Origin of the sequence: Haloarcula marina (genome assembly GCF_024218775.1) — an archaeon.
Taxonomy (GTDB): domain Archaea; phylum Halobacteriota; class Halobacteria; order Halobacteriales; family Haloarculaceae; genus Haloarcula; species Haloarcula marina.
In genome coordinates this window covers 2354500-2373957 of record NZ_CP100404.1, presented here as the reverse complement: position 1 = coordinate 2373957, position 19458 = coordinate 2354500, and the positions used below count along the sequence as shown (strand labels likewise).

Below are 19458 nucleotides of genomic sequence, written 5' to 3'. Positions count from 1 at the left end.
CGAAATCCGGAAGTGGCGTGTCTGGAGGATTCTCGGTCGTCACCGCAGTCCTGCGTTCCTGCCTCCCGGTTTTCGAGATTGATACTGCGGGTCAGCACACGACCCCCGCTCCTCGGCGAGGGAAGAAAGCCTTATTCTGTGGGCGGGGCCGACGTACACCTAATGGGGCTCGAAGAGGAGATTCAGGAACTGGAAGACGAAATCGCCAGCACGCCCTACAACAAGTCGACAGAGTCGCATATCGGTCGACTGAAGTCGAAACTCGCCGAGAAGAAAGAGAAACTCGACCAGCAGTCGGGGTCCGGCGGCGGCGGTGGCTATAGCGTCGAGAAACACGGCGACGCGACCGTCGCTCTCGTCGGTTTCCCGAGCGTCGGGAAGTCAACGCTGTTGAACGCACTGACGAACGCCGATTCTGAAACCGGCGCGTACGAGTTCACGACGCTCGACGTTCACCCCGGGATGCTGAAGCACAAGGGGGCGGACATCCAGATTCTGGACGTTCCGGGCCTCATCGAGGGCGCGGCGGGCGGCCGCGGCGGCGGGAAGGAAGTGCTCTCCGTCGTCCGGACCGCCGACCTCATCGTCTTTCTCGTCTCCGTCTTCGAGATAGAGCAATACGACCGACTCCGCGAGGAACTGTACGCGAACAAGATACGGCTGGACAAACAACCGCCGCGCGTGAGCATCCGTAAGAAGGCCAAGGACGGTCTGTCGGTCACCAGTTCCGTCGACCTCGACCTCGACGAGGAGACGGTGAAGGACGTGCTCCGCGAACACGGGTACATCAACGCCGACGTAACCATCGGCGAACAGGTCGACCTCGACCGACTCATCGACGGGGTGATGGACAACCGGGTGTATCTCCCCTCCATCGTCACGGTCAACAAGGCCGACCTCATCGAACCGGACTACCTCCCGACGGTCAACGCCGACCTCGAAGAACGAGGTATCGACCCCGAGGAGGCAATCTTCATCAGCGCCGAGAAGGAGAAGGGTCTCGACGGACTCGTCGAACGCCTCTGGGAGGAACTGGGCCTCATCCGCATCTACATGGATAAGCCGGGTCGCGGCGTCGACTACGAGGAACCGCTCATCCTTCGAGAGGGCGACACCGTCGACGACGCCTGCCGGAAACTCGGCGGGAGCTTCGACGATCGGTTCCGGTTCGCCCGCGTCAGCGGTCCGAGCGCAAAACACGACGAGCAACAGGTCGGCCGGGACCACGAACTCGCCGACGAGGACGTGCTCCGTATCGTCGCCCGTCGGTAGCCTCGGCGTAGTTCGATACTCGTTCGTGATGCCACTCGATATTGTGTTTCTCGCGTACGCGCGGCGATAGCCACACTCATTTGCCTCTGGTCCCGCCTCTGGATATGGTCGCTGGTCCCCGCCGCCGTCTTCTCGCCGTCGTCGTCGCGGGTATCGTGCCGTGGACAGTCGTCGATGCGGGCGGCGGGGTGACGTTCGTGTTCGCGTTCGGCCTGTTCAACACAGACCCAATACGCCTCGTCACGGTTTCGGACTTTTTCTTCCGGTTCACGACCACCCTCCCGCCGTTCATCGAATCGTGGGGAACGGGAGTCGCGCTGTACCTCTTGGGACTTGTGAGCGCCGTGGGCGGCGTCCTCTGCCGCGAGGACCCGCGACTCACGGCGTTCGCGATAGTCGCCGCGGGACTCTCTCAGTTCGGGTTGCTCCTCGGGTTCAACAGGCGTATCGGGTATCTCGCACTACCGGTCGGATCGCTCCTCTTGGTCGTCGTCGGCTGGTGGTACTACTGGCCCCTTTTCGACGCGCCCGAACCCGCATCGCTCGTCGACCGCTGAGCGCCAGCGTCGGTAGCCTTTTCGCTCGCCCACTCGTCCACCGAAGCATGCTGACGCTCGACCACACAATGGTGCGTGTCGAAGACCTCGAAGACTCCCTCGAGTGGTACCAGACGCATCTGGACTACGAGGAGAAGGGTCGTTGGGAGGCCGACACGTTCACCAACGTGTTCCTCGGTCCCGAGAACGTCCACGAGGAGGGTGCCCTCCTGGAGTTAACGTACAACCACGACGGGCGCACGTACGAGATGGGTGATGCGTGGGGGCACATCGCTGTCCGATGTGACGACGTCTACGAGGCGTACGAGGAACTGATGGATGCCGGGGTCGAGGACTACCGAGACCCCGACTCCTGCGGTGGGTCCTACGCATTCGTCACGGACCCGGACGGCCACGAAATCGAAATCGTCGAGCGCGACCACGGCGCGGCGTGGTCCCTCGACCACACGATGCTCCGGGTCGAGGACGCCGACGAAGCAATCGGCTGGTACACGCGAAAACTCGACTACGAGATGTTCCGCCGCTCCGAACACGACTCGTTCGCGCTGTACTTCCTCAAGCCCGCGGACGCCGCCCCCGAGGCCATGTCGGTCGAACTCACGTACAACTACGACGGGCGCGCCTACGAGATGGGGGACGCGTGGGGCCACATCGCCGTCCGAACTGACGACCTCCACGAGACGTGGGACGCGCTGATGGGGCGCGACGCAGAAGACTACCGCGACCCCGAAAGCTGCGATGACCGGTATGCGTTCACGAAAGACGCCGACGGTCACGAAGTCGAAATCGTCACCAACTGACTGACGCGTCACGCTCTCACCAGCCGACGTAATCACGTTCGTCCATGCCCCGATAGCCCGAACCGCGGGCGTTGTGGGTCTCTAATCGTCGACATTTCTCTCGGCCGTCTGACGGACGAATGACACAGGTTTGAAACGAACCACAAAGCGCTTATACCCGGCCAATATCGTCTCTATTCGCTGATTTCCGGCATGTGTATCATTCTCATTCCACACGGCTGACCACAAAGCATTTATAACATCCGACGTTCGTTACGAGCGTACCCCTACCCATGGCGCCAGAAGTGAGTACACCGGTTCGGTCTACGCGTGGTCGCGGTGACCGCGTACCGACCACGTGGAAAACGGCTGACGCCGCCCGATAGCAACCTACAAACTATGACAGACAATTCAGAAAAACTCCGCAGCCTGTTCCTGACAGCGCTGATGGTCTTCTCGGTGTTCGCGATGAGCACTGCCTTCGCTGGTAGTGCTGCCGCGGCTCCGCTCGAGGCCGACTCCAGCGCCGAGTTCGGTTCAGGTAACGTGGAGATTGTATTCAACGACACAGTCTCCAGTGTCACCGTCAACAACGTTTATGTCGACGGTAACACTGGTATCGCAGCACAGTCCGGTAGTGCGTCGATCAACGGCGAGCGCGTCAACGTGCAGCTCGACCAGGACATCGACCCGAACCAGAACCTGACCCTCGACCTTAGTGTCACCGACCAGCAGGACAGTGACACCACCGACGTTGTCCTCGAGGATATCACGACGACCGCTGTCACCTTCGCTGAGGACGGCACGGAGAACAACTCCGCGTCGCGTGTCTACGGTGGCGCCCCGATTGCCATCCAGACCACGAGCGAGGACGCGTCCGTCTTCGTCGCCGAGGGTGAACAAGGTGAAGGCCAGACGGCCATCGACGGGTCGACTGGCGCGAACAGCCAGATTCTCGTGCTCAGCACGAGCGACCTCGACACCGGTACGGACTACCGCGCCGAGTTCGGCAACGACGTTCAGGTCTTCAGCCTGAACAACCTTGGCCTGTCGGCTGAAGCTGTCGACACCGAACTCACCACTCAGGACGATGTCGAAGTCGACGTCTCCGCCCGACGCGGTTCCTCGGATATCACGGCTGAACTGATCGACAGCGGCGACGATGTCGTCCAGACTGAGACGACGTCCCTCGATGGATCCGGTGAAGTCACCGTCAACTTCGGGACGCAGGACGAGGACGAGTACACCGTCGAAGTCACCGACAACCAGACCGGCAACAGCGTCACGACCGACCAGATCAACGTGAGCGAAGCCGCAGATGGTGAGGTGTCCTTCGGCACCTCCGTCGTCACGGAGAACACCGGTGACGTCGCAGAGATCCCGATCCAGATGGAGAACACGGATCAGGCTACTCTGAACATTGGGGACCGCCTCAACGACAACTACAACCTGACCCTGCACGTCGAAGACGGTAACGACGACGGCGTGGTCATCGTTGAGTTCAACACCTACTCCGCTGGTTCGACCCAGTCGTACGGGGAGGTCGTCACCACGAACGACAGCGACGACGACGTTGAGGTCCCGACGTGGGGCACCCCCAGTCAGCGCGCTGAGGCTGGCGAATTCGTCCGCGGCGGTGACGGCAGCCTCCAGGACTCCTGGAACGGCAACACCCGCGGCGAAAACCTCCTCGACGCGACCGAGTACGATATGAACCTGTCCGCTGGACACGCTTCCTCGTGGAGCAACTTCGAGGAAGACGCTGTCGCGACGCTCTCCCTTCAGGAAGCGTCCGTCGACAACGCCCAGGTCTGGACAGCCCCCGGCGGCATCAAGAGCGACCTCGAAAGCTCCGACGCTGACGCCTCGGATGTCTATGAGCTCGCTGGCAACAACAACATCACCCAGACCAACACCATCGCCCAAGACGACCTCATCGTCGTCCAGGTTGAGGCGTCCGGTCTGGAGGGTCTCTTCCAGTACCACGCTGAAGCGGATGACTTCAACGCATCGACGACCTACAAGGTCCACCACAACAACACGGTCAACGACACTGGTGTGTCCAACGGCGCATTCGCTCACACCATCGAAGAGGCCAGCGCTGGCCCGAACCAGGACGCTGGTGAGATCGGTATTTCGGCGGTGCCCTACTCCGCGATGAACGTCATCTACGACGAGGCCAACGACACACACTTCGTCGTCATCGACGAGTCGCCTGCCAGCCTTGACGATACCGAATACGTCGCGAACTTCACGGTTGACGACGCCTTCGAGCAGTTCGACGAAGACGTTGAAGTCAACGACTCCTTCACGGTCGAAGAGCGCACCTCTGAGCTGAACAACGGCAACGCTATCACGGTGCAGGCTGCCTCCGGCCAGACCATCTCCGGCACGACGAACGTCGCGCCCGGGACTGACGTCTCCGTGAGCATCCGCAGCACCAGCAGCGCCAGCCCGTTCCTGAAGCAGCCGAGCGCCACGGTTCAGGCCGACGGCACCTTCACGGCAACGGCTGACTTCAGCCAGAACAGCCCCGGCACGAACTTCACGGTCTCGACCGGTATCTCGGACGACGAGATCGACGGCACCATCGCGGCTGCCCCGACCGCGTCCGTGAGCATCAGTGACCAGGAATCCAACGGTGACACCATCGTCGTCGACAGCGCCACGCTGTCCGACGGTGGCTTCATCGCCATCCACGCAGGCTCCGCCTCCGGTGACGTCATCGGCGCCTCCTCGTACCTCGAGGCTGGCAGCCACTCCGACGTCGAAATTACGCTGGACTCCAGCCAGAGCGAGGACTTCACTGCGGTCGCCATGCCGCACCTCGACGACGATGGTGACCAGACGTACGACTTCCCGGACAACGACGGTCCGTACACGGCTGACGGTTCGCCCGTCACCGACTCGGCCAACGTCACGGTCGTCTCCGAACAGATGACCACGGAAGAGCCGACGGAAGAGCCGACCACGGAAGAGCCGACGGAAGAGCCGACGGAAGAGCCGACGGAAGAGCCGACCACGATGAGCACGGAAGAGCCGACGGAAGAGCCGACTACCACGGAAGGTAGCGGCCCCGGCTTCACCGCTGTCATCGCGCTCGTCGCTCTCGTCGCCGCTGCGCTCCTCGCAGTCCGTCGCGACAACTAACGGGAACACCTCCCGTCCCTGACTTTCGAACTTTCTTTGATGCGCTTTTCCGATAGCGGCAGCGCTATCGACGACTGTACGGGAGACGCGTATTCGCGTACGGCAAAGCATATACCGCGGATTCGCAAACGTATGGACAGATGGATTCGGCAGTGCTCCAGTCCAGCGTCACGCTCGGCGGGGCGACGTTCGACCCGCTCGTGTGGTCGGAACCGCTCATGTGGCTGGTTCTCGCGGCGTTTCTCGGGAGTGCAATGCTCCACCGAGTCGACGAGGCGTGGGCGCGACGCATCGCCGTCGGCGGATGGGTCCTCTTCGCGGCGTTCTGGCTCGTTCTGATTCCGCACTTCGCGCTGACACAGAAGAGTCTCATCGAGGGGGTCGGAAGCCTCGCCGCGGTACCGCTGTCGATGTACGCTGGCTATCTCCTCTGGAACGGACGGGACTCACTGTTCGTCCTCACGCGAGCGGTGGGACTGATGGGCGTCGTGTACGTCCCGTTCATCGCCGTCGACCCGCTTCGACAGTGGATTGTCGAACTCGTCACCGACCAGACGGCGTATCTCATCTCGCTGGTCGGAGCGGACCCGATCGTCGTCGAGGGATTCTCGCACAACGGTATCGAAATCGCGACGAAGGAGTACCCCTACGAGAGCACGTTCTGGTTCGACCACGAGGAGGGGCCGATTACGTACAACATCCTGCTCGCGTGTACCGGGATGGGTAGCATGTCTATCTTCGCGGGCGGTATCCTCGCCGTCTCCGCGCCGTGGCGGCGGAAGCTCCGCGCGCTGGCGGTCACGATTCCGGTCATCTACGTGCTGAACCTGTTCCGGAACGTGTTCATCGCCGTCTCGTTCGGTCAACAGCGGATGCAGTGGTTCGAGGGACTCGTCATGTCCCTGTTCGGACTGAGCGACCCGCGGATGGTGTCGTACTACATCGCCGACCGCATCCTCGCACAGACCGGGTCGGTCGTGGTACTCGTCGTCATCACGTGGTTGCTCGTCCGCGAACTACCTGAGATAACCGTGCTCGTGGAGGACCTCCTGTTCCTCGTGACCGGAACGGAGTACGACCTCCAGAGCGCGTTCGATACGGACGCAGAAGGCGAGGACGGGTCGGCGGTAGCTGGCGACGACTGAGCGAGGCGGCTACGGTGCGTCAGCGAGCGCGGTGAGCGCTTCCTCTTCTATCAGATGTAGCGAACCGGGTATCACCAGGAGATGTAGCGGTGATCCGAACGACCGGTCGGCCAGCGCCGAGAGCGTGTCGGCGGCCACGGCCGTATCGGGACCGCCAGCCCGCGCGACGACGACGGCGAGCGTGTCCGGAAATTCCTCGGCGAGGAGCGTTGCGGCGTGGTCCGCCGTCATGTAGGTGTCGTCGCCGTCGTCCCAGTGCGGGTCGTCGACCTTGATGTCGAGATAGACGAGGGTGTGAAGGTCGCGAGACTGGTTGTCTTCGATGGTCCGAACGACGCTGTCGGGAACGCCGTCGCCGCCGTGGGCCTTTTCGAAGGGGAGCGTCGTCGCCTTCCCGAACCGGTAGTTCTGGAGGCCGGTCAGCGACGCGGCGGCGGTCTGGGCGGTCGTCCCGTGGATGACGTGCGTCTCGATGCCGCGGTCGGCGGCCCGGAGGCGCAGGTCGGTGTGGGTGGTCGAGACCATCGTGTCGCCAGCGGTCAGGAAGACGACGTTCTCCGTCTCGGCGGCGTCGAGAATCGGGTCGGGGTCCTGTTCGACGCCCGCGCGGTCGCGGACCTCGATGGTCGTGTCGTGGTACGCTTCCAGCGATTCGAGGTCCGTCCCCACGAGACGGCTGGTGTAGAACTCGGCGAACACGCGGTCGGCGTTCCGTATCGCCTCGCGCCCGGCGACGGTGACCGACTGTTCGTCGTAGAGGCCGAGACCGACGAAAGTGAGCATACCCACGGTCGGGCGTCGGCGGGGATAAAGGGCGCGAAGCGTCAGGCTTACCGCCCGCGGCGGGGGAGTGTGGATATGGGCGTACCCTGCGTTCGCGTCGCTCGCGAAGACGGCGAGACGACCCGACAGCGATTGGCCGACGCGGACCTCGTCGACGACGGCTACGACATCACAGTCGCCGACGGATCGCTGTACGTCCCCGTCACGGACCCCACGGCGGTCCCCGAGGAGTTCGTGGTCGTGGAGTTCGACGCGCCCGTGCGGACGGGCCAGACGATGCCCGCAGACATCTTGGGATTCGACCCGAGTTACGAACGTATCGGGACCCTGGTCATCATCGACGAGGACGACCCAGAACGGGCGCGGGCAATCGCCGACGCCATCGTGGAGTCGGACCTCCCGGTCGACGGTGTCTTGAACCGCGCGTCGAAAATCAAAGGCGAGCAGCGCGTCCGTGACTGGGACGTTCTCGCCGGGGAGACGACCGCGGTGGTCCACCGCGAGTACGGGTGTGCGTTCGAACTGGACCTCGCCGAGGTGTACTTCTCGCCGCGCCTCGCGACCGAACGGCACCGTGTCGTCGAGCAAGTCGAGACCGATGAACGCGCCTTCGACATGTTCGCGGGCGTCGGCCCCTTCGTCGTCCCGTTCGCGAAACGGGGGGCGACGTGCGTCGGCACGGACATCAACGAGCGAGCCATCGAGTACCTGCGCCGGAACGCCGAACGAAACGGCGTCTCAGACCGGGTGACCGCCATCTGCGGCGACGTGCGTGATGTGGCCGTAGAGTACGAGGGATGGGCAGACCGAATCGTGATGAACCTCCCCCACAGCGCCGACGAGTTCCTCGATACGGCGGTCCGACTGGCGGGCGACGACTGCGTCGTCCACTACTACGACATCCAATCCGACGAGAATCCCTACGGACCGGGCGAGCATGCGATACGGAACGCCGCGGAACCCGAGTACCAAGTCAGCGTCGAGACGCGTCGAGCGGTTCGGTCGTACGCGCCGGGCGAACAGAACGTCGTCCTCGACGCGCGCCTCACGCGGCGGTAACGGGTGCGTTCCGACCGTGCCATACCGTCCCTCAACGGTCCCGATTCGCAATCCTTATTGCGGTTATCGGCACAAGATTGGATTGCAGACAGGCACACGCAGATGAGTTGTCGTCACGCGCGTCTGGTCGTGTGTGTCCGCGCCGGTGTAGCTCAGACTGGCAGAGCGAATCCTTCGTAAGGATTAGGCCGAGGGTTCAAATCCCTCCACCGGCTTACATCTTCTTGGCTAAATCCGGTAGTTCGATTACCGGCCGACGCCTCTGGTTCATATTTATACGGGGCGTCTACTGATCCCGCAGTTGACACTGACCTGTTTGGTCAGCTGTCAGTTTCCCTCATTTTGCGGGGTGAGGCTGGCTGTTCAAGCCTGCGGGGTGGATTGCGGTGATCCCCGACCCCCTTCGATCGGGTGCTGCCCGGTTGTTTATCGCTGTCCACGGTCCAGACGCTGATGTTGGGAAGCCGGGGAAGCGGCCGCGTGGCGGGACTGTCCACGGCGAACGGTACCATGCTGACGACTGGCGACTTTCGGCGTGGGTCGAATCGGGCGGCAACATCGGGCGGGTGCTGGACGACGATCTGGTGGCCGTCGACGTGGACAGCGCCCGACTGGCAGGGATCGCCGACACTCTCTTGCCGTCCACGTTCACCGTGCGGACCGGCAGTGGCGGCGAACACCAATTCTATCGCTGTCCGGGGTTCGACAGGAACACTCAGCTTTCGAGCGACCTCGGGTCAGTTCGATCTGATGGATGGTTCGTTGTCGTCCCGCCGTCACGCCATCCGTCGGGAACACGGTACCGAGTTCTCGACAGCCAGCGTGTTGCGTCGGTTGAGACAGACCTGCTGGAGTCACTGATCGAAGCGGCGAACGCCTCGGTCGAAGCAGACTGCTCGTCGAATGGGGCGACCGCAGACGCCACAGGAGGCTCCCCAGGCGCGTCAAGGCTGCCCGGTGACCTGGACGACCTGATCCATCACGACGACCGGCGTGCCGAGGTCTGGGAGGTTCTACGGGATCGAACCGCCGGTCACTACCGCCGGGTCTGGCTGGCGGGGTTCCTACTGGGGGCGGTCGATCTCTCGACAAGCCAGGTCGTCGCCGTCATCGACCGGCACAATCGCTGGCGGAACTACAACCGACAGGAGACGGCCCGTCAGGTCCGTGCGGTCGCGGAGAGCGCGGGGAGGTCGCGGTGATGTTCCATCTGCCTCCCGCCCCTCTTCACGGCGGTCTGGCGAGTGCGAGCGGCGCGAGCGCGAGCCAAGCGGTGCGGGGCGGGGCGTACCGGACCCTGCACTATGCGGCTGCAATGGTGAGTACCCATGAAACCACCGCGTACGGGCGCTCTATTCCGATTCAGGGGGAGTCTGCATGAGTACGCTGGAGTGGGGCGGACTGGTGCAGGACTGGACGCACCTGGACGACGAGGACGAGAGCAACGAGGTCGCGGAGATCGTTCAGCAGCCGGGGCGGTGGCAAGAGGAAATCGAGTATTCGGTGTACGCGGAATCCTCGATGACGCTGCCGGGACAGGGTGAGAAGGGGCCGAACTGCGGAGTGTGGAAACCAGCAGAGTTCTGCGACAACTGCGCGGAGATCGCGTACGCACCGAACCGCTGTGGTCGGCGCAGCTGTCCGGACTGCCGAGGCGAGTGGACGAAGGAGCGTGCGGTCGGTATCACGAAGCGGATTTCGGCCGCTCGACACACCGAACAGCCGGGCATAGACCGGCGGACGATTCACGCAGTGATGTCCCCACCAGAAGGCAAGATACGTACGCTTCAGCAGGTGTACGACGGCTACCGGGATGCGTACCGGCTGGCGGAGAAGAAGGGCGTACGTGGCGGTGTGGCGGTGTTCCACGGGTTCCGGGTCAAGAATGATGTGCAGGAGCAGTACCAGGCGGCGGACCCGGACATGGGAATCTGGCGGTGGCTGCTCGATGTTCGCCCGGAGTCGTGGCGGGATCTGACGTATTGGTCACCACACTACCACATCATCGGGCTGTGCCGGGAGTTCGAGGCGGACGACCCGGACGCCCAGGATGGGTGGGTAGCGCGGCGTGTGCGATCGTTCACGCCGTACGAGGGCCTGCGGGACCGCGAGGCGTACAACGACCTCGTAGGCGGTGTGCGCTACCTGATGAGCCACGCGACATTCGAGACGGACACGACTCGGGATTGCGTCCGCTGGTTCGGGGAATTAGCTACGACGAACTTCCAGCCGGAGGAGGCGCTTTCTGACGGTGCATACGGCGTGATAGATCGGGTGGTCCGTGAGGTGGTTGGGGCCGACGCTAAGAGCAGCGAGAACGAGGAAGAGTCCGACGAGTGCGAGTGCTGCGGGTCGCGGTCGTGGTCGCCGATCTGGGACGCTGGTGGTGCGCTCTCTGACCCCCGGTGGTGTGACCAAATCGGGCGGGAGAAAGAGCGGCGACTGGTGGCGGCGTTCGAGTGGGCGATAGGCGAGCGAGTACCGCCACCAGGACTGCGGAAGGCACGGACAGAGGAGGAGGCAAGAGACGCGCTAAAGGAATTACTGTGACGGTACTTTCATTTGACTAATCACTTGCGAGATTCGCAGGCCCGTTCTCACGGCTCATTTAGTCGCTTGTCTCTGAAATCATCGAGCCCAGATCGGTCAGTACGGAGAAGGGACTTCCCGCTCGATGGGGGCCTGGAGAGCGCAAGAAGACTTACCAGACACCATAGACGGATCCCGCCGTATCCGCCACGAAGATGGCCGAATCCACGATTGTCGCGGGTGCAGCGAGCGCGCTTTTCATTCGAAGCTCCCACTTCAGTTCTCCCGTCGCTTTCTCGATCGCATCTACATTCCGCCCCTGGTCGAGATAAATCGTGTTTTCGTCTGCGACGGGGTCTTGGAATGGCGGTCCGACGGGGCGTTCCCACTGGACGGTGCCATCCGCTTGGTTCAGTGCTACCAAGAACAGGTTCTCGGTCGAGGTCCCGGCGATGATGTACACCGACTCCTCATCGACGACTGGTGAGACGCCATCGGAGGATTCGCCGTACTCGTCGTACGTCCACAACAGGTCGCCTGTCTCGGTATCAAGGACGTACAGGACAGCATCCTCCGTCTGGGTGTAGACGGCACCGTCGACAACCGTGGGCGCGTGCAGCATATCCAAGTGATCCATCCCGGGGGAGAACGCCCACTCACGCTCGCCGGTCTCGGCGGTGAGCGCGTACAGCGAGAGATCCCAACTGGAGACGTAGACACGCTGGTCCGTCACCGCTACCGGCGCGAAAGGTTTTCCTTGGCGGCGTACCGCCGCGTGTTCATCGCTATCGCCCTCGATGCGAACGGTCGGGGGGAGTCCCTCGATATCGTGGATCCACCGAAGCGCGCCGGTGTCTGCATCTAATGCGAGGACCGCCCCGGGGTCAGCCGCGAGGTATACGACGCCATTCGCGACGCGTGGCGGCTGTAACCCCTCGATGTGAGACAGCTCCCCTTCGAGATGAAATGGAATGTGCCAGCGGGATGTCTGTGCGTGCACATCGACTGCATCGATGGCTGAGTAACTCACGAGATAGAGTGTGTCGTCGACGAGCGTCGGTGTCCGTCTGGGCGTCAATGGAAACCCATCGTAGTGCCACTGTTCATCGCCCGTTTCGGCAGCGAGAACAACGAACGAAACGTCATCAATCACCGAATGGGGTACGTAAGCGGAACCCTTGTCAATAACCGGTGTCCCAAATAGCCGCCGTTCTTGGGTCCAAGTCCACCGCGTCTCGACACACCCAGACGGTCCCGCGGCATCCGTCTGGCCGGTATTCTGCATATCGTGGAGTTCGGTCGGCCACGAGCCGTTACCGGGCCCGCTTGACGAGCTCGGTGGGAGGTCAGCGGTGCAGGTAACTTCCCCAGGACTTTGGCGGGGGTTCCCGGTGAACCTCCCGTGACATCCACTGAGGGCGACAGTCCCTGCCGCCGTCAAGTATGTCCGTCGGTTCATACCACGAGATGTCGCTACAAGTCCGTGAATAGCCGCAACATACTACCCGTCTACGCCCTGACCACACATTCGCACACCTACTGAGCGGTCGATACAGTGTGTGTAGGTAGCACTTATCTGAAGGGTACATTAGAGTTGATGAAGTGGGGATAACAGGCTATCTGGAACGGATTGTTTCGGAAATTCGCGTTCGGGACACGAAGTGATGAATCCCCCAGAAGGAAATAACCACACCGAGAGAGACGATGAAAAATCCGACGAGGCCGCTTCCTGAGCTATCCCACGTTATGAAATTATAGTACGTTCCATTATAGTTGATAAAATAGCTCATACTGTCATCAGCTGGGTAGGAAAACTCGGGTGGCGGGTTCTCATCAAGTACAACTGTCGGTAGAGAATTGTCAGAAGTGCTTATATATACTTCCAATGACTGACGGAAAACTCTCTTGCCCGATTCTGAGAGTTCAGAGTAATTCAAGACTCTAACTTGGCTGCGCTCGGCAATCGTATCAGGACCGACAGTCCCAGCAATTCTATGTGAATACTCACCTCGTGCCTCATGCATTAAGAACCCACCCTGCAGAATGAGGAGCAGTCCAAAAAGCACCATCAGGACCCAAGGCACCTCATAGATGTTGAACATCGTGTAGTACTCCATGTTTCTATGACAAATCTCTTGTGCGGAGTATGCAGTGACGTTCTAACAGTTCATTCGCTCGCTCTGGTCTGTAATCAGTGACCCATATCGATCAATAGAGACGAAACAATAGCCGTCTTACTGATATACGCCGATAGAAATACTATCAGGGCGGACTTCGACACGAAAGTTTCGACCGTATTCGATATGATATTCTCCGAGTGTCACCGACCCGGTATCACTCATACCGTTGCCCTCAACGCTCAGTTCGTATGTCCCCTGTTGGCGGATACCCGCTTCAACTACCGTGGCTTCGCCAGACTGGACTGTCACTGTCTCTTGTACAATCACTGAAGAGTCTGCTGACACCGTGATACTGATTGATTGTTCTGTCGAGGTGTTATTGATAACTCTCACATCTACCGCTGTTTCCTGTTCGGTTGTCTCGGTTGGTGAAGCTGATTTTGCTCCGGGAACAGAACACCCTGCGAGGGCGAGCATCGCACTTGACAGACCGTAGATAGCCTCTCGACGAGAATGGTCCATTATGTTGGATTTGACAATAGGATTGTAAGTGTTTTCTGTACCCTCGCTCTGTTCGCACGCACACTGAGAAGATATTTCGATTCGGAATGGTTGAATATTAATGAGGTTGCAGAGAACCGAAGGCACTATGCGCCGGAGGTCTTTTGTAATTCTCCGATGTGGCGATTTTTCGGTCCTGTAGTACCGTTGTGATTAATTTTATGTGTAACCGCGGTAACAGTGTGGGTATGGCTCGGTCGACGAAACCGATGCGAGTATTTGAGGAGGATGCGGAGCGCATCCAGCAGATCGCTGAGGCAACGGACCGTCGACCGGCAGAGATTGTCGCGGAACTCCTTCGAGAACCAGAGTACGAGTGTCCTCACTGTAGTGCACGATTTCATCCCGATGAGATCGACGGTGAGACAATTGAGGTACACAGTATCGTCAAAACGTCGGTGAACAGGCTTGTGCGAGGACAACGAGAGATCGCACGATTTGAGTGTCCCCACTGTTCGGAGGGTGTTACACCTCAAGAACTGGGAGTCGTTGACCGGTTGGACCAGGCCACAGCCGAGGAGATCGGCATTGACGAAGGGGAGAATTGACGTGGTACACCCGCTCCCTGTTGAGGTGACTCAGCAGGAATGATGATCGTCCGGGGCGAGGAGAACCCCGGTTGTCACGTTGGTTGGGAAGGAGTGACAACCGGTGGTACGGATGCTGTTCAGATGAACGCATCGGTGAGTGACAAGTCCGCGGTTGCTGATGACACGACTGGCTCAGAGCGTGTCGCTTTCGGCGGTGCCCCCCTGCAATTCGGCGATCCAGCCCTGTACGATATCCGATTCGACTGCTCCCCGAGCGTGGTCATGTGTGACGAAAGCTTCGGAGTCCATGACGATACTACGGACGAGACGATCTATATCCGGGTCATATGGCTCCTCGGCGTCAGAGGGCCAGAACAGCCGTTGTGCAACGTGTTTGGCGAGTACGTCAACGTCACCCGTGTAGGAACCAGCTTCGTATGCATCAAGCGGGTCAAACGGGAGGCTGCAGTGCTGGCACTGATCCCGGTCGCGGGGGGTCAACTTCCCGCATCGGGAGCACTCGCGAGGGCCGAGTTGTTCGGGTTCGTTCTCCTCCTCAACCTGACCAAACAGGCTCCGGTATTGAGTATCAGCATCTTCCTTGCCGAACCGGGCGACGTAACGGCTAGCGACATCACTTCCACGTGTCCTGCCTTGTCGATCCTCGATCAGGGCCTCGGTCGCGCCACGGTTGGCGAGCCAGTATGCATTCGACTTCCGGAAGTTAGTAGGGGTGACCGGCTTCGAGACGCCTGCCCGCTTCCCGGCGCGCTTGAACCACTTGATGAACGTCTGGTACGATGGACGTTCGGGAGTGTCGAGCTTCGACCACAGAGGAGCGCTTGGGTCGTCGCTGGGATGATCCTGTTCAAGCCAGGTGGTGAGGTGGGCAATCGCGTCACCGATGAGTTGAACATCCCGCTCGCCGGTTTTGCCGTTGGCGCGAATCCAAATGCCATCCTGGCCCTGGTGGACATCGCCACGGGTCAAGTCGTAGAGTTCACCGCCTCGGAATCCGCCTTCGTAGGCGACGGCGAACAGTGCTTTGTTGCGTCTGTTTCGGGACGTGTCAATCATCGGGATCACGTCCGCGTTCCAATCGAGCATATCCCGGTGGTTCGGGACGGGATTGTAGTTCTTCGGTGTCTTCGCCGGGACCCATCGAATACTCTCGGGCGGACCGTCCGTCTCTGGGTCACGCTTCAGAACGCGGGTACCGAACATACGAAGGGCAACTCGGTAGTCGCGATTCGTCTCGGGGTTGTCGTACTCCTGATTGATCCAGCGTACGATTTCCTCAGCAGCGCTTTTGTCTTCGAGCGCGTCGGACAGGCCGCCAACCTCCTCTGCGATGATGGTACAGTGGCGGAGGAGCTTCTCGTGGCGGTCGTCACTGTACTCCGCCTGTCCCAGCGTATCAAGCGCATCGCTGAAGGCGAGAAGACTCTCTCGGTCTTCGTCGGAGAGAGATTCCGAGGTCTGGATACGGTCCCTGAGCCGGTCGATCAACTGACGTTTGTCGGACACCATACACTCTGTAGCCCTCCACCGGATTTAGCCACCGGGGCTAGCTCCCTCCACCGGCTCTTTCTGACGAACGGCGTGTTGTTCCAGTGTCTTCTGTAGGTGAATCCGAACGAGTAACGAGCGGCTCCGATGGGCTAGAGCCACGTTTTCCGCTGCCGTCCGCATCGAACCGACGGTTCGGGTCAGCCGACGGGGTGGTGTTCAACGTCGGTAATAGTCGCCCGCCAGTACTCCAGAGGCCCATCCGGTAGCGTCCACTCGACACGGCCCCGGGTCGGAACGAGCACCCTGCCTCGCCGGTCGTAGTCACCGAAGTAACCGGTCCAGCGCGTCGTCTCGAAACCGTTTTCGACCGCTCTCGGTCGGTCGGCGACGACGCGACGAATCAGTCCGTCGTCGTCGAAGTGAACGGTCATCGACACCGTCGTCCCGCGGTGGGAGAGCGTCGCCAGCGCACTGGTGTCGTCGATGCCCGTCCACTCGACGCCGCTCGCTGGCAGGAGCGCCGTCGGGAACCAGACGGCTTCCGCGAGGTAGCGACTCAGTTCGGCCGCGTCGAGTTCGGGAGTGCGCTCGGCATCCGCGAGTGTGACCGTCCAGAGTGCCCGCGCGCTGAGGCTACCGACGCCGTCCACGTAGGCGTCCCGTACCTGTACCGGGAGAAGCGACCCGAGGCGAATCTGTGCCGCCCAGACGAATCCGGGCGGGTCGACCGAGTAGTGCTGTGTCGCCGTGAACGGATGCCACGCCGACTCCGCGTCTCCCAGTCGGAACTCGCCGGTCTGGGCCAATCGCGCGGTCCGGGTGCGGGGTAGGCCGGGTTCGAGAACGGTCTCGAAGTATCGCCTGACGGGCGACGGCAGGTCGGCGAACTCCGCAGTCGTGACTGTCTCGGACTGTTCGCTCGCGCCGTTTTCCAGGGCCGTCACCGACTGGTCGGTCTGTCGCCGCCACCGGCGTCGGTTCAGCGCAAGACCGAGAACCGCTCCGGCAGTGAGGCCGATTAGCGGCCGTATCGACTTCTGAGAGACGATTTCGGCGTCGTCGTCCGTGGTCGCTCGGTGGTCGGTCGGAGGCATCGTCTCGGGACGACAGTTGTCGCTCGAACGATAAATACCGGTCGGCGGTGTGTCGCGGTCAGTGAACAGTGGGTGTCGGTATAAACCCCCCTCAGGAGTGGTGCAGTAGACACAGGGTGTGCGTCGACGATTATCCGTCTGAACGATGCCACATTCGCACCGCTGTCCTGCTGTCGGGAGGCGATAACGCGTGTCCTCACGGAACGCGTGGCACCGCGGCAACGACGACGTGACCTGCATCGCGTGTGGCGCGTCGGTGTCACGAGACGACGCTCGCGAGTACGACAAGCAGGGTGACCGCTGGAACCGCGCCGAAAAAACGTTCGAGTTCCTCTGTAAGCCTTGCTACCGCGAGTGTTGTCACACCCCGCGGCGGGGATTGGAGGAGACGCTAGTCGCTGCGAACGCCGGAGAGACAAATCGCGAGACGTTCCTGCGTCGGTACTGCTCGCTTGCGCGCCGGGACGCGAGAGAGGCCTCGGAGTAGTTCAGGGCGTGATGACCGCGCGGCCCTCGATTTCGTTGTGTTCGAGTTGGACTGCCACGTCGTTGATTTCGTCGAGTTCGTACCGGGTCGTGTGCAGTTGGACGGCGTCGCGTTCGACCAGTGCGACGAGTTCCTGCAGTTCGGTGTAGCGGCCGACGATGTTGCCCTGATAGGCGAACTCGCCGTTGACGAGCGCTTGGGCGGGTTCGTGAATGTGGCCGCCGTAGCCGATGATGTGGTGGTCGCCACCGGCGGCACAGATGTCGGGCGCGAGCGCCGTGGTTTGGTCGGCCCCGACGAAGTCGAGTACCTGCGCCGCGCCCACGTCGTCGGTGATGTCCATGACCTCGCTCGCTACGTCTTGGCTCTCGGGGTTGATTGTGTAGTGCGCGCCGAGGTCCGTCGCCAAGTCGAGGGCTTCCTGCTTGATGTCGACGGCGACGATGTCCGCGGCGCTCATCTCGTCGATGCACTGCAGGCCGATGTGACCGAGGCCGCCGATACCCACGATGACGGCGGCGTCGCCGGGATTGAGGCCGTCGACGGCCTTCTTCGCGGCGTGGTAGGCGGTGATCCCGGCGTCGGCGTGGGGCGCGATGTCGGCCGGGTCGACGCCGTCGGGCAGGGGAATGACCGACCGCTCGCTCGTGTGTAGCAGGTCGGCGAACCCGCCGTCGGTGGTCAGCCCGTTGAACGCCGAATTCTCGCAGTACATCGTCTCGCCCTGTCGGCAGGGGCGACAGGTTCCGCAGGTCTGGACCGGGTGGCAGATGACTTGGTCACCTTCCGAGACGAGTGTCACCTCGTCGCCCGTCTCGACCACGGTTCCGGCGTTCTCGTGGCCCAGTGTCATCGGGAGAGGTTGGTCGACGTACTCGGTCCACATCCCCTCGATGATGTGATTGTCCGTCTGACACCAGCCGGCGCCTTCGACGTCGACGATAACGTCCTGACTGTTGGAAATCTGTGGCTCGTCTACCTCGTCGAGAGAGAGTCCGTGCGCCATCTCGTCCGTGTACTCGTGAAGTCTTGCTGCGCGCATCCCGTGACACTACGTGACAATCTAACAAAAAGACTTGGCGCGAACTCGTCTACGACCGCCGGGCGAGGACGGCGGCGATAACGCCGAAACCGGGGCTGAACGCCGAACTCGGGGTCTCGCTCTGGACACGGATGGGGTCCTCGAGGGGTTCGTTGGCCCGTTCTCCCAGACGGCGGTTTCGTTCTCGACGGTCGTGTTCACGTCGCTGTCCGGTCCCGGATTCCACCCGACGAACTGCATCTGAACGGAGGCGGTATCGCCGTCGAACGTCTGCTCGTAGGTGAGGTTCTCCATCCGATTCTCGGTGACGCCGTCGGTCAGGGACGCCTCGACGGAGTCGTCCCCCTCGCCCGCGGCAGTGCACTGGATGGCGTCGAAGCCGGTGCCGCTCATCTCCAACTCGGTTTCGTAGGCGGAGACAGTGCCGTCGGCGTCGACAGTCGCGTCGCCGGTGGCGGTCATAAGCCGGAGAGGGCGAGCAAGGCGGTCACTGCGACGAGGAAGCGTCGCTTTCGCAGACGCTCGTCGCAGGAGGGTCGAAATAAGTCTTGGTCCACGCAACACGAACACACTACGGTTTATCCGTGGGTCAACACGAGCACCTGGTCGTCGGTACGGACCAGACAGAACGGCCCGCCGGGATTCCCGAACGTGTTCTCTCGCTTCTCGCTGACGAACAGTCGCTCGAACGCGTCGCCGCAGGCGGGACAGGCGAAGTCGTTCCGGTTCTCGAGCGCCATCGTCTCTCGGTCTTGCTTGAGGAGTTTCAGGCCGTGGCGGTACTCGTGAACGTCGAAGCCGTCACCGACGTCGAGACGGGTCATAGCGAACAGACGGG

Annotated in this window: 19 protein-coding genes and 1 tRNA gene; 11 read left to right on the top strand and 9 right to left on the bottom strand. The window is 61.6% G+C overall.

What is annotated here, in order from left to right; translation table 11 throughout:
- The first annotated feature begins 162 nt into the window (after positions 1-162).
- From NJQ44_RS12445 to artA, 5 genes are all read left to right on the top strand, one after another.
- Positions 163-1272, top strand: a complete 1110-nt coding sequence (locus tag NJQ44_RS12445) for an OBG GTPase family GTP-binding protein (protein ID WP_254271670.1) — start codon at positions 163-165, stop codon at positions 1270-1272.
- Positions 1273-1376: 104 nt separating this feature from the next.
- Positions 1377-1829, top strand: a complete 453-nt coding sequence (locus NJQ44_RS12440; protein ID WP_254271669.1) for a TIGR04206 family protein — start codon at positions 1377-1379, stop codon at positions 1827-1829.
- A 47-nt stretch (positions 1830-1876) separates the two neighbouring features.
- The gene (locus NJQ44_RS12435; protein WP_254271668.1) at positions 1877-2629 is read left to right on the top strand and encodes a VOC family protein; all 753 of its coding nucleotides are present in this window, start codon (positions 1877-1879) and stop codon (positions 2627-2629) included.
- A gap of 309 nt (positions 2630-2938) precedes the next feature.
- Positions 2939-5758: a DUF7282 domain-containing protein gene (locus tag NJQ44_RS12430; RefSeq protein WP_254271667.1), complete on the top strand. Its 2820-nt coding sequence runs from the start codon at positions 2939-2941 to the stop codon at positions 5756-5758.
- A 140-nt stretch (positions 5759-5898) separates the two neighbouring features.
- Complete coding sequence (artA, locus tag NJQ44_RS12425; protein WP_254271666.1) at positions 5899-6903, top strand: archaeosortase A; 1005 nt, start codon at positions 5899-5901, stop codon at positions 6901-6903.
- A gap of 9 nt (positions 6904-6912) precedes the next feature.
- On the opposite strand, the gene dph5 is transcribed toward artA, so the two are convergent.
- On the bottom strand, positions 6913-7686 hold the full coding sequence (dph5, locus tag NJQ44_RS12420) for a diphthine synthase (RefSeq protein ID WP_254271665.1): 774 nt from the start codon (positions 7684-7686) through the stop codon (positions 6913-6915).
- Positions 7687-7761: 75 nt separating this feature from the next.
- Here dph5 and NJQ44_RS12415 point away from each other — a divergent pair, with 75 nt between their 5' ends.
- The 4 genes from NJQ44_RS12415 (at position 7762) to NJQ44_RS12400 (ending at position 11295) form a co-directional block, all read left to right on the top strand.
- Positions 7762-8745, top strand: a complete 984-nt coding sequence (locus tag NJQ44_RS12415) for a class I SAM-dependent methyltransferase (protein ID WP_254271664.1) — start codon at positions 7762-7764, stop codon at positions 8743-8745.
- A gap of 141 nt (positions 8746-8886) precedes the next feature.
- A tRNA-Thr gene (locus NJQ44_RS12410) sits at positions 8887-8960 on the top strand.
- Between the two features lie 171 nt (positions 8961-9131).
- On the top strand, positions 9132-9947 hold the full coding sequence (locus tag NJQ44_RS12405) for a bifunctional DNA primase/polymerase (RefSeq protein ID WP_254271663.1): 816 nt from the start codon (positions 9132-9134) through the stop codon (positions 9945-9947).
- Positions 9948-10122: 175 nt separating this feature from the next.
- A complete protein-coding gene (locus NJQ44_RS12400) occupies positions 10123-11295 on the top strand; it encodes a transposase zinc-binding domain-containing protein (RefSeq protein WP_254271662.1) in 1173 nt (390 codons plus the stop codon).
- 151 nt (positions 11296-11446) lie between these two features.
- On the opposite strand, the gene NJQ44_RS12395 is transcribed toward NJQ44_RS12400, so the two are convergent.
- The 3 genes from NJQ44_RS12395 to NJQ44_RS12385 all read right to left on the bottom strand — a co-directional run bounded on the left by NJQ44_RS12395 (position 11447) and on the right by NJQ44_RS12385 (position 13916).
- Positions 11447-12559, bottom strand: a complete 1113-nt coding sequence (locus NJQ44_RS12395) for an outer membrane protein assembly factor BamB family protein (RefSeq protein WP_254271661.1) — start codon at positions 12557-12559, stop codon at positions 11447-11449.
- Between the two features lie 331 nt (positions 12560-12890).
- Positions 12891-13391 (bottom strand): DUF7979 domain-containing protein, encoded by a 501-nt coding sequence (locus NJQ44_RS12390; protein ID WP_254271660.1) that lies wholly within the window; start codon positions 13389-13391, stop codon positions 12891-12893.
- A gap of 117 nt (positions 13392-13508) precedes the next feature.
- Positions 13509-13916 carry a hypothetical protein gene (locus NJQ44_RS12385; protein WP_254271659.1) on the bottom strand — a complete coding sequence of 136 codons (408 nt, stop codon included), beginning with the start codon at positions 13914-13916 and terminating at the stop codon, positions 13509-13511.
- A 227-nt stretch (positions 13917-14143) separates the two neighbouring features.
- On the opposite strand from NJQ44_RS12385, the gene NJQ44_RS12380 reads away from it, so the two are divergent.
- On the top strand, positions 14144-14503 hold the full coding sequence (locus NJQ44_RS12380; RefSeq protein WP_254271658.1) for a hypothetical protein: 360 nt from the start codon (positions 14144-14146) through the stop codon (positions 14501-14503).
- 174 nt (positions 14504-14677) lie between these two features.
- Here the strand turns inward: NJQ44_RS12380 and NJQ44_RS12375 are convergent, their stop codons facing one another.
- The gene (locus NJQ44_RS12375; protein WP_254271657.1) at positions 14678-16015 is read right to left on the bottom strand and encodes a tyrosine-type recombinase/integrase; all 1338 of its coding nucleotides are present in this window, start codon (positions 16013-16015) and stop codon (positions 14678-14680) included.
- A 179-nt stretch (positions 16016-16194) separates the two neighbouring features.
- Positions 16195-17091 carry a DUF6544 family protein gene (locus NJQ44_RS12370; RefSeq protein WP_254271656.1) on the bottom strand — a complete coding sequence of 299 codons (897 nt, stop codon included), beginning with the start codon at positions 17089-17091 and terminating at the stop codon, positions 16195-16197.
- Positions 17092-17281: 190 nt separating this feature from the next.
- Here NJQ44_RS12370 and NJQ44_RS12365 point away from each other — a divergent pair, with 190 nt between their 5' ends.
- Complete coding sequence (locus tag NJQ44_RS12365) at positions 17282-17578, top strand: DUF7562 family protein (protein WP_254271655.1); 297 nt, start codon at positions 17282-17284, stop codon at positions 17576-17578.
- Position 17579: 1 nt separating this feature from the next.
- Here the strand turns inward: NJQ44_RS12365 and NJQ44_RS12360 are convergent, their stop codons facing one another.
- The 3 genes from NJQ44_RS12360 to NJQ44_RS12350 all read right to left on the bottom strand — a co-directional run bounded on the left by NJQ44_RS12360 (position 17580) and on the right by NJQ44_RS12350 (position 19444).
- Positions 17580-18620 (bottom strand): NAD(P)-dependent alcohol dehydrogenase, encoded by a 1041-nt coding sequence (locus NJQ44_RS12360; RefSeq protein ID WP_254271654.1) that lies wholly within the window; start codon positions 18618-18620, stop codon positions 17580-17582.
- A 21-nt stretch (positions 18621-18641) separates the two neighbouring features.
- A complete protein-coding gene (locus tag NJQ44_RS12355) occupies positions 18642-19082 on the bottom strand; it encodes a hypothetical protein (protein WP_254271653.1) in 441 nt (146 codons plus the stop codon).
- A 116-nt stretch (positions 19083-19198) separates the two neighbouring features.
- Complete coding sequence (locus tag NJQ44_RS12350) at positions 19199-19444, bottom strand: DUF7385 family protein (protein WP_254271652.1); 246 nt, start codon at positions 19442-19444, stop codon at positions 19199-19201.
- Positions 19445-19458: the final 14 nt, after the last annotated feature.

Excerpts from the sequence above, each read along its gene's own strand:
- NJQ44_RS12370 (WP_254271656.1), bottom strand. The coding sequence starts at position 17,091 with ATGCCTCCGACCGACCACCGAGCGACCACGGACGACGACGCCGAAATC.
- NJQ44_RS12355 (WP_254271653.1), bottom strand. The coding sequence starts at position 19,082 with ATGACCGCCACCGGCGACGCGACTGTCGACGCCGACGGCACTGTCTCC.
- NJQ44_RS12375 (WP_254271657.1), bottom strand. The coding sequence starts at position 16,015 with ATGGTGTCCGACAAACGTCAGTTGATCGACCGGCTCAGGGACCGTATC.
- NJQ44_RS12360 (WP_254271654.1), bottom strand. The coding sequence starts at position 18,620 with ATGCGCGCAGCAAGACTTCACGAGTACACGGACGAGATGGCGCACGGA.
- NJQ44_RS12400 (WP_254271662.1), top strand. The coding sequence starts at position 10,123 with ATGAGTACGCTGGAGTGGGGCGGACTGGTGCAGGACTGGACGCACCTG.
- NJQ44_RS12350 (WP_254271652.1), bottom strand. The coding sequence starts at position 19,444 with ATGACCCGTCTCGACGTCGGTGACGGCTTCGACGTTCACGAGTACCGC.
- NJQ44_RS12440 (WP_254271669.1), top strand. The coding sequence starts at position 1,377 with ATGGTCGCTGGTCCCCGCCGCCGTCTTCTCGCCGTCGTCGTCGCGGGT.
- NJQ44_RS12395 (WP_254271661.1), bottom strand. The coding sequence starts at position 12,559 with ATGCAGAATACCGGCCAGACGGATGCCGCGGGACCGTCTGGGTGTGTC.
- NJQ44_RS12435 (WP_254271668.1), top strand. The coding sequence starts at position 1,877 with ATGCTGACGCTCGACCACACAATGGTGCGTGTCGAAGACCTCGAAGAC.
- NJQ44_RS12445 (WP_254271670.1), top strand. The coding sequence starts at position 163 with ATGGGGCTCGAAGAGGAGATTCAGGAACTGGAAGACGAAATCGCCAGC.
- NJQ44_RS12385 (WP_254271659.1), bottom strand. The coding sequence starts at position 13,916 with ATGGACCATTCTCGTCGAGAGGCTATCTACGGTCTGTCAAGTGCGATG.
- NJQ44_RS12380 (WP_254271658.1), top strand. The coding sequence starts at position 14,144 with ATGGCTCGGTCGACGAAACCGATGCGAGTATTTGAGGAGGATGCGGAG.
- NJQ44_RS12415 (WP_254271664.1), top strand. The coding sequence starts at position 7,762 with ATGGGCGTACCCTGCGTTCGCGTCGCTCGCGAAGACGGCGAGACGACC.
- dph5 (WP_254271665.1), bottom strand. The coding sequence starts at position 7,686 with ATGCTCACTTTCGTCGGTCTCGGCCTCTACGACGAACAGTCGGTCACC.
- NJQ44_RS12390 (WP_254271660.1), bottom strand. The coding sequence starts at position 13,391 with ATGGAGTACTACACGATGTTCAACATCTATGAGGTGCCTTGGGTCCTG.
- artA (WP_254271666.1), top strand. The coding sequence starts at position 5,899 with ATGGATTCGGCAGTGCTCCAGTCCAGCGTCACGCTCGGCGGGGCGACG.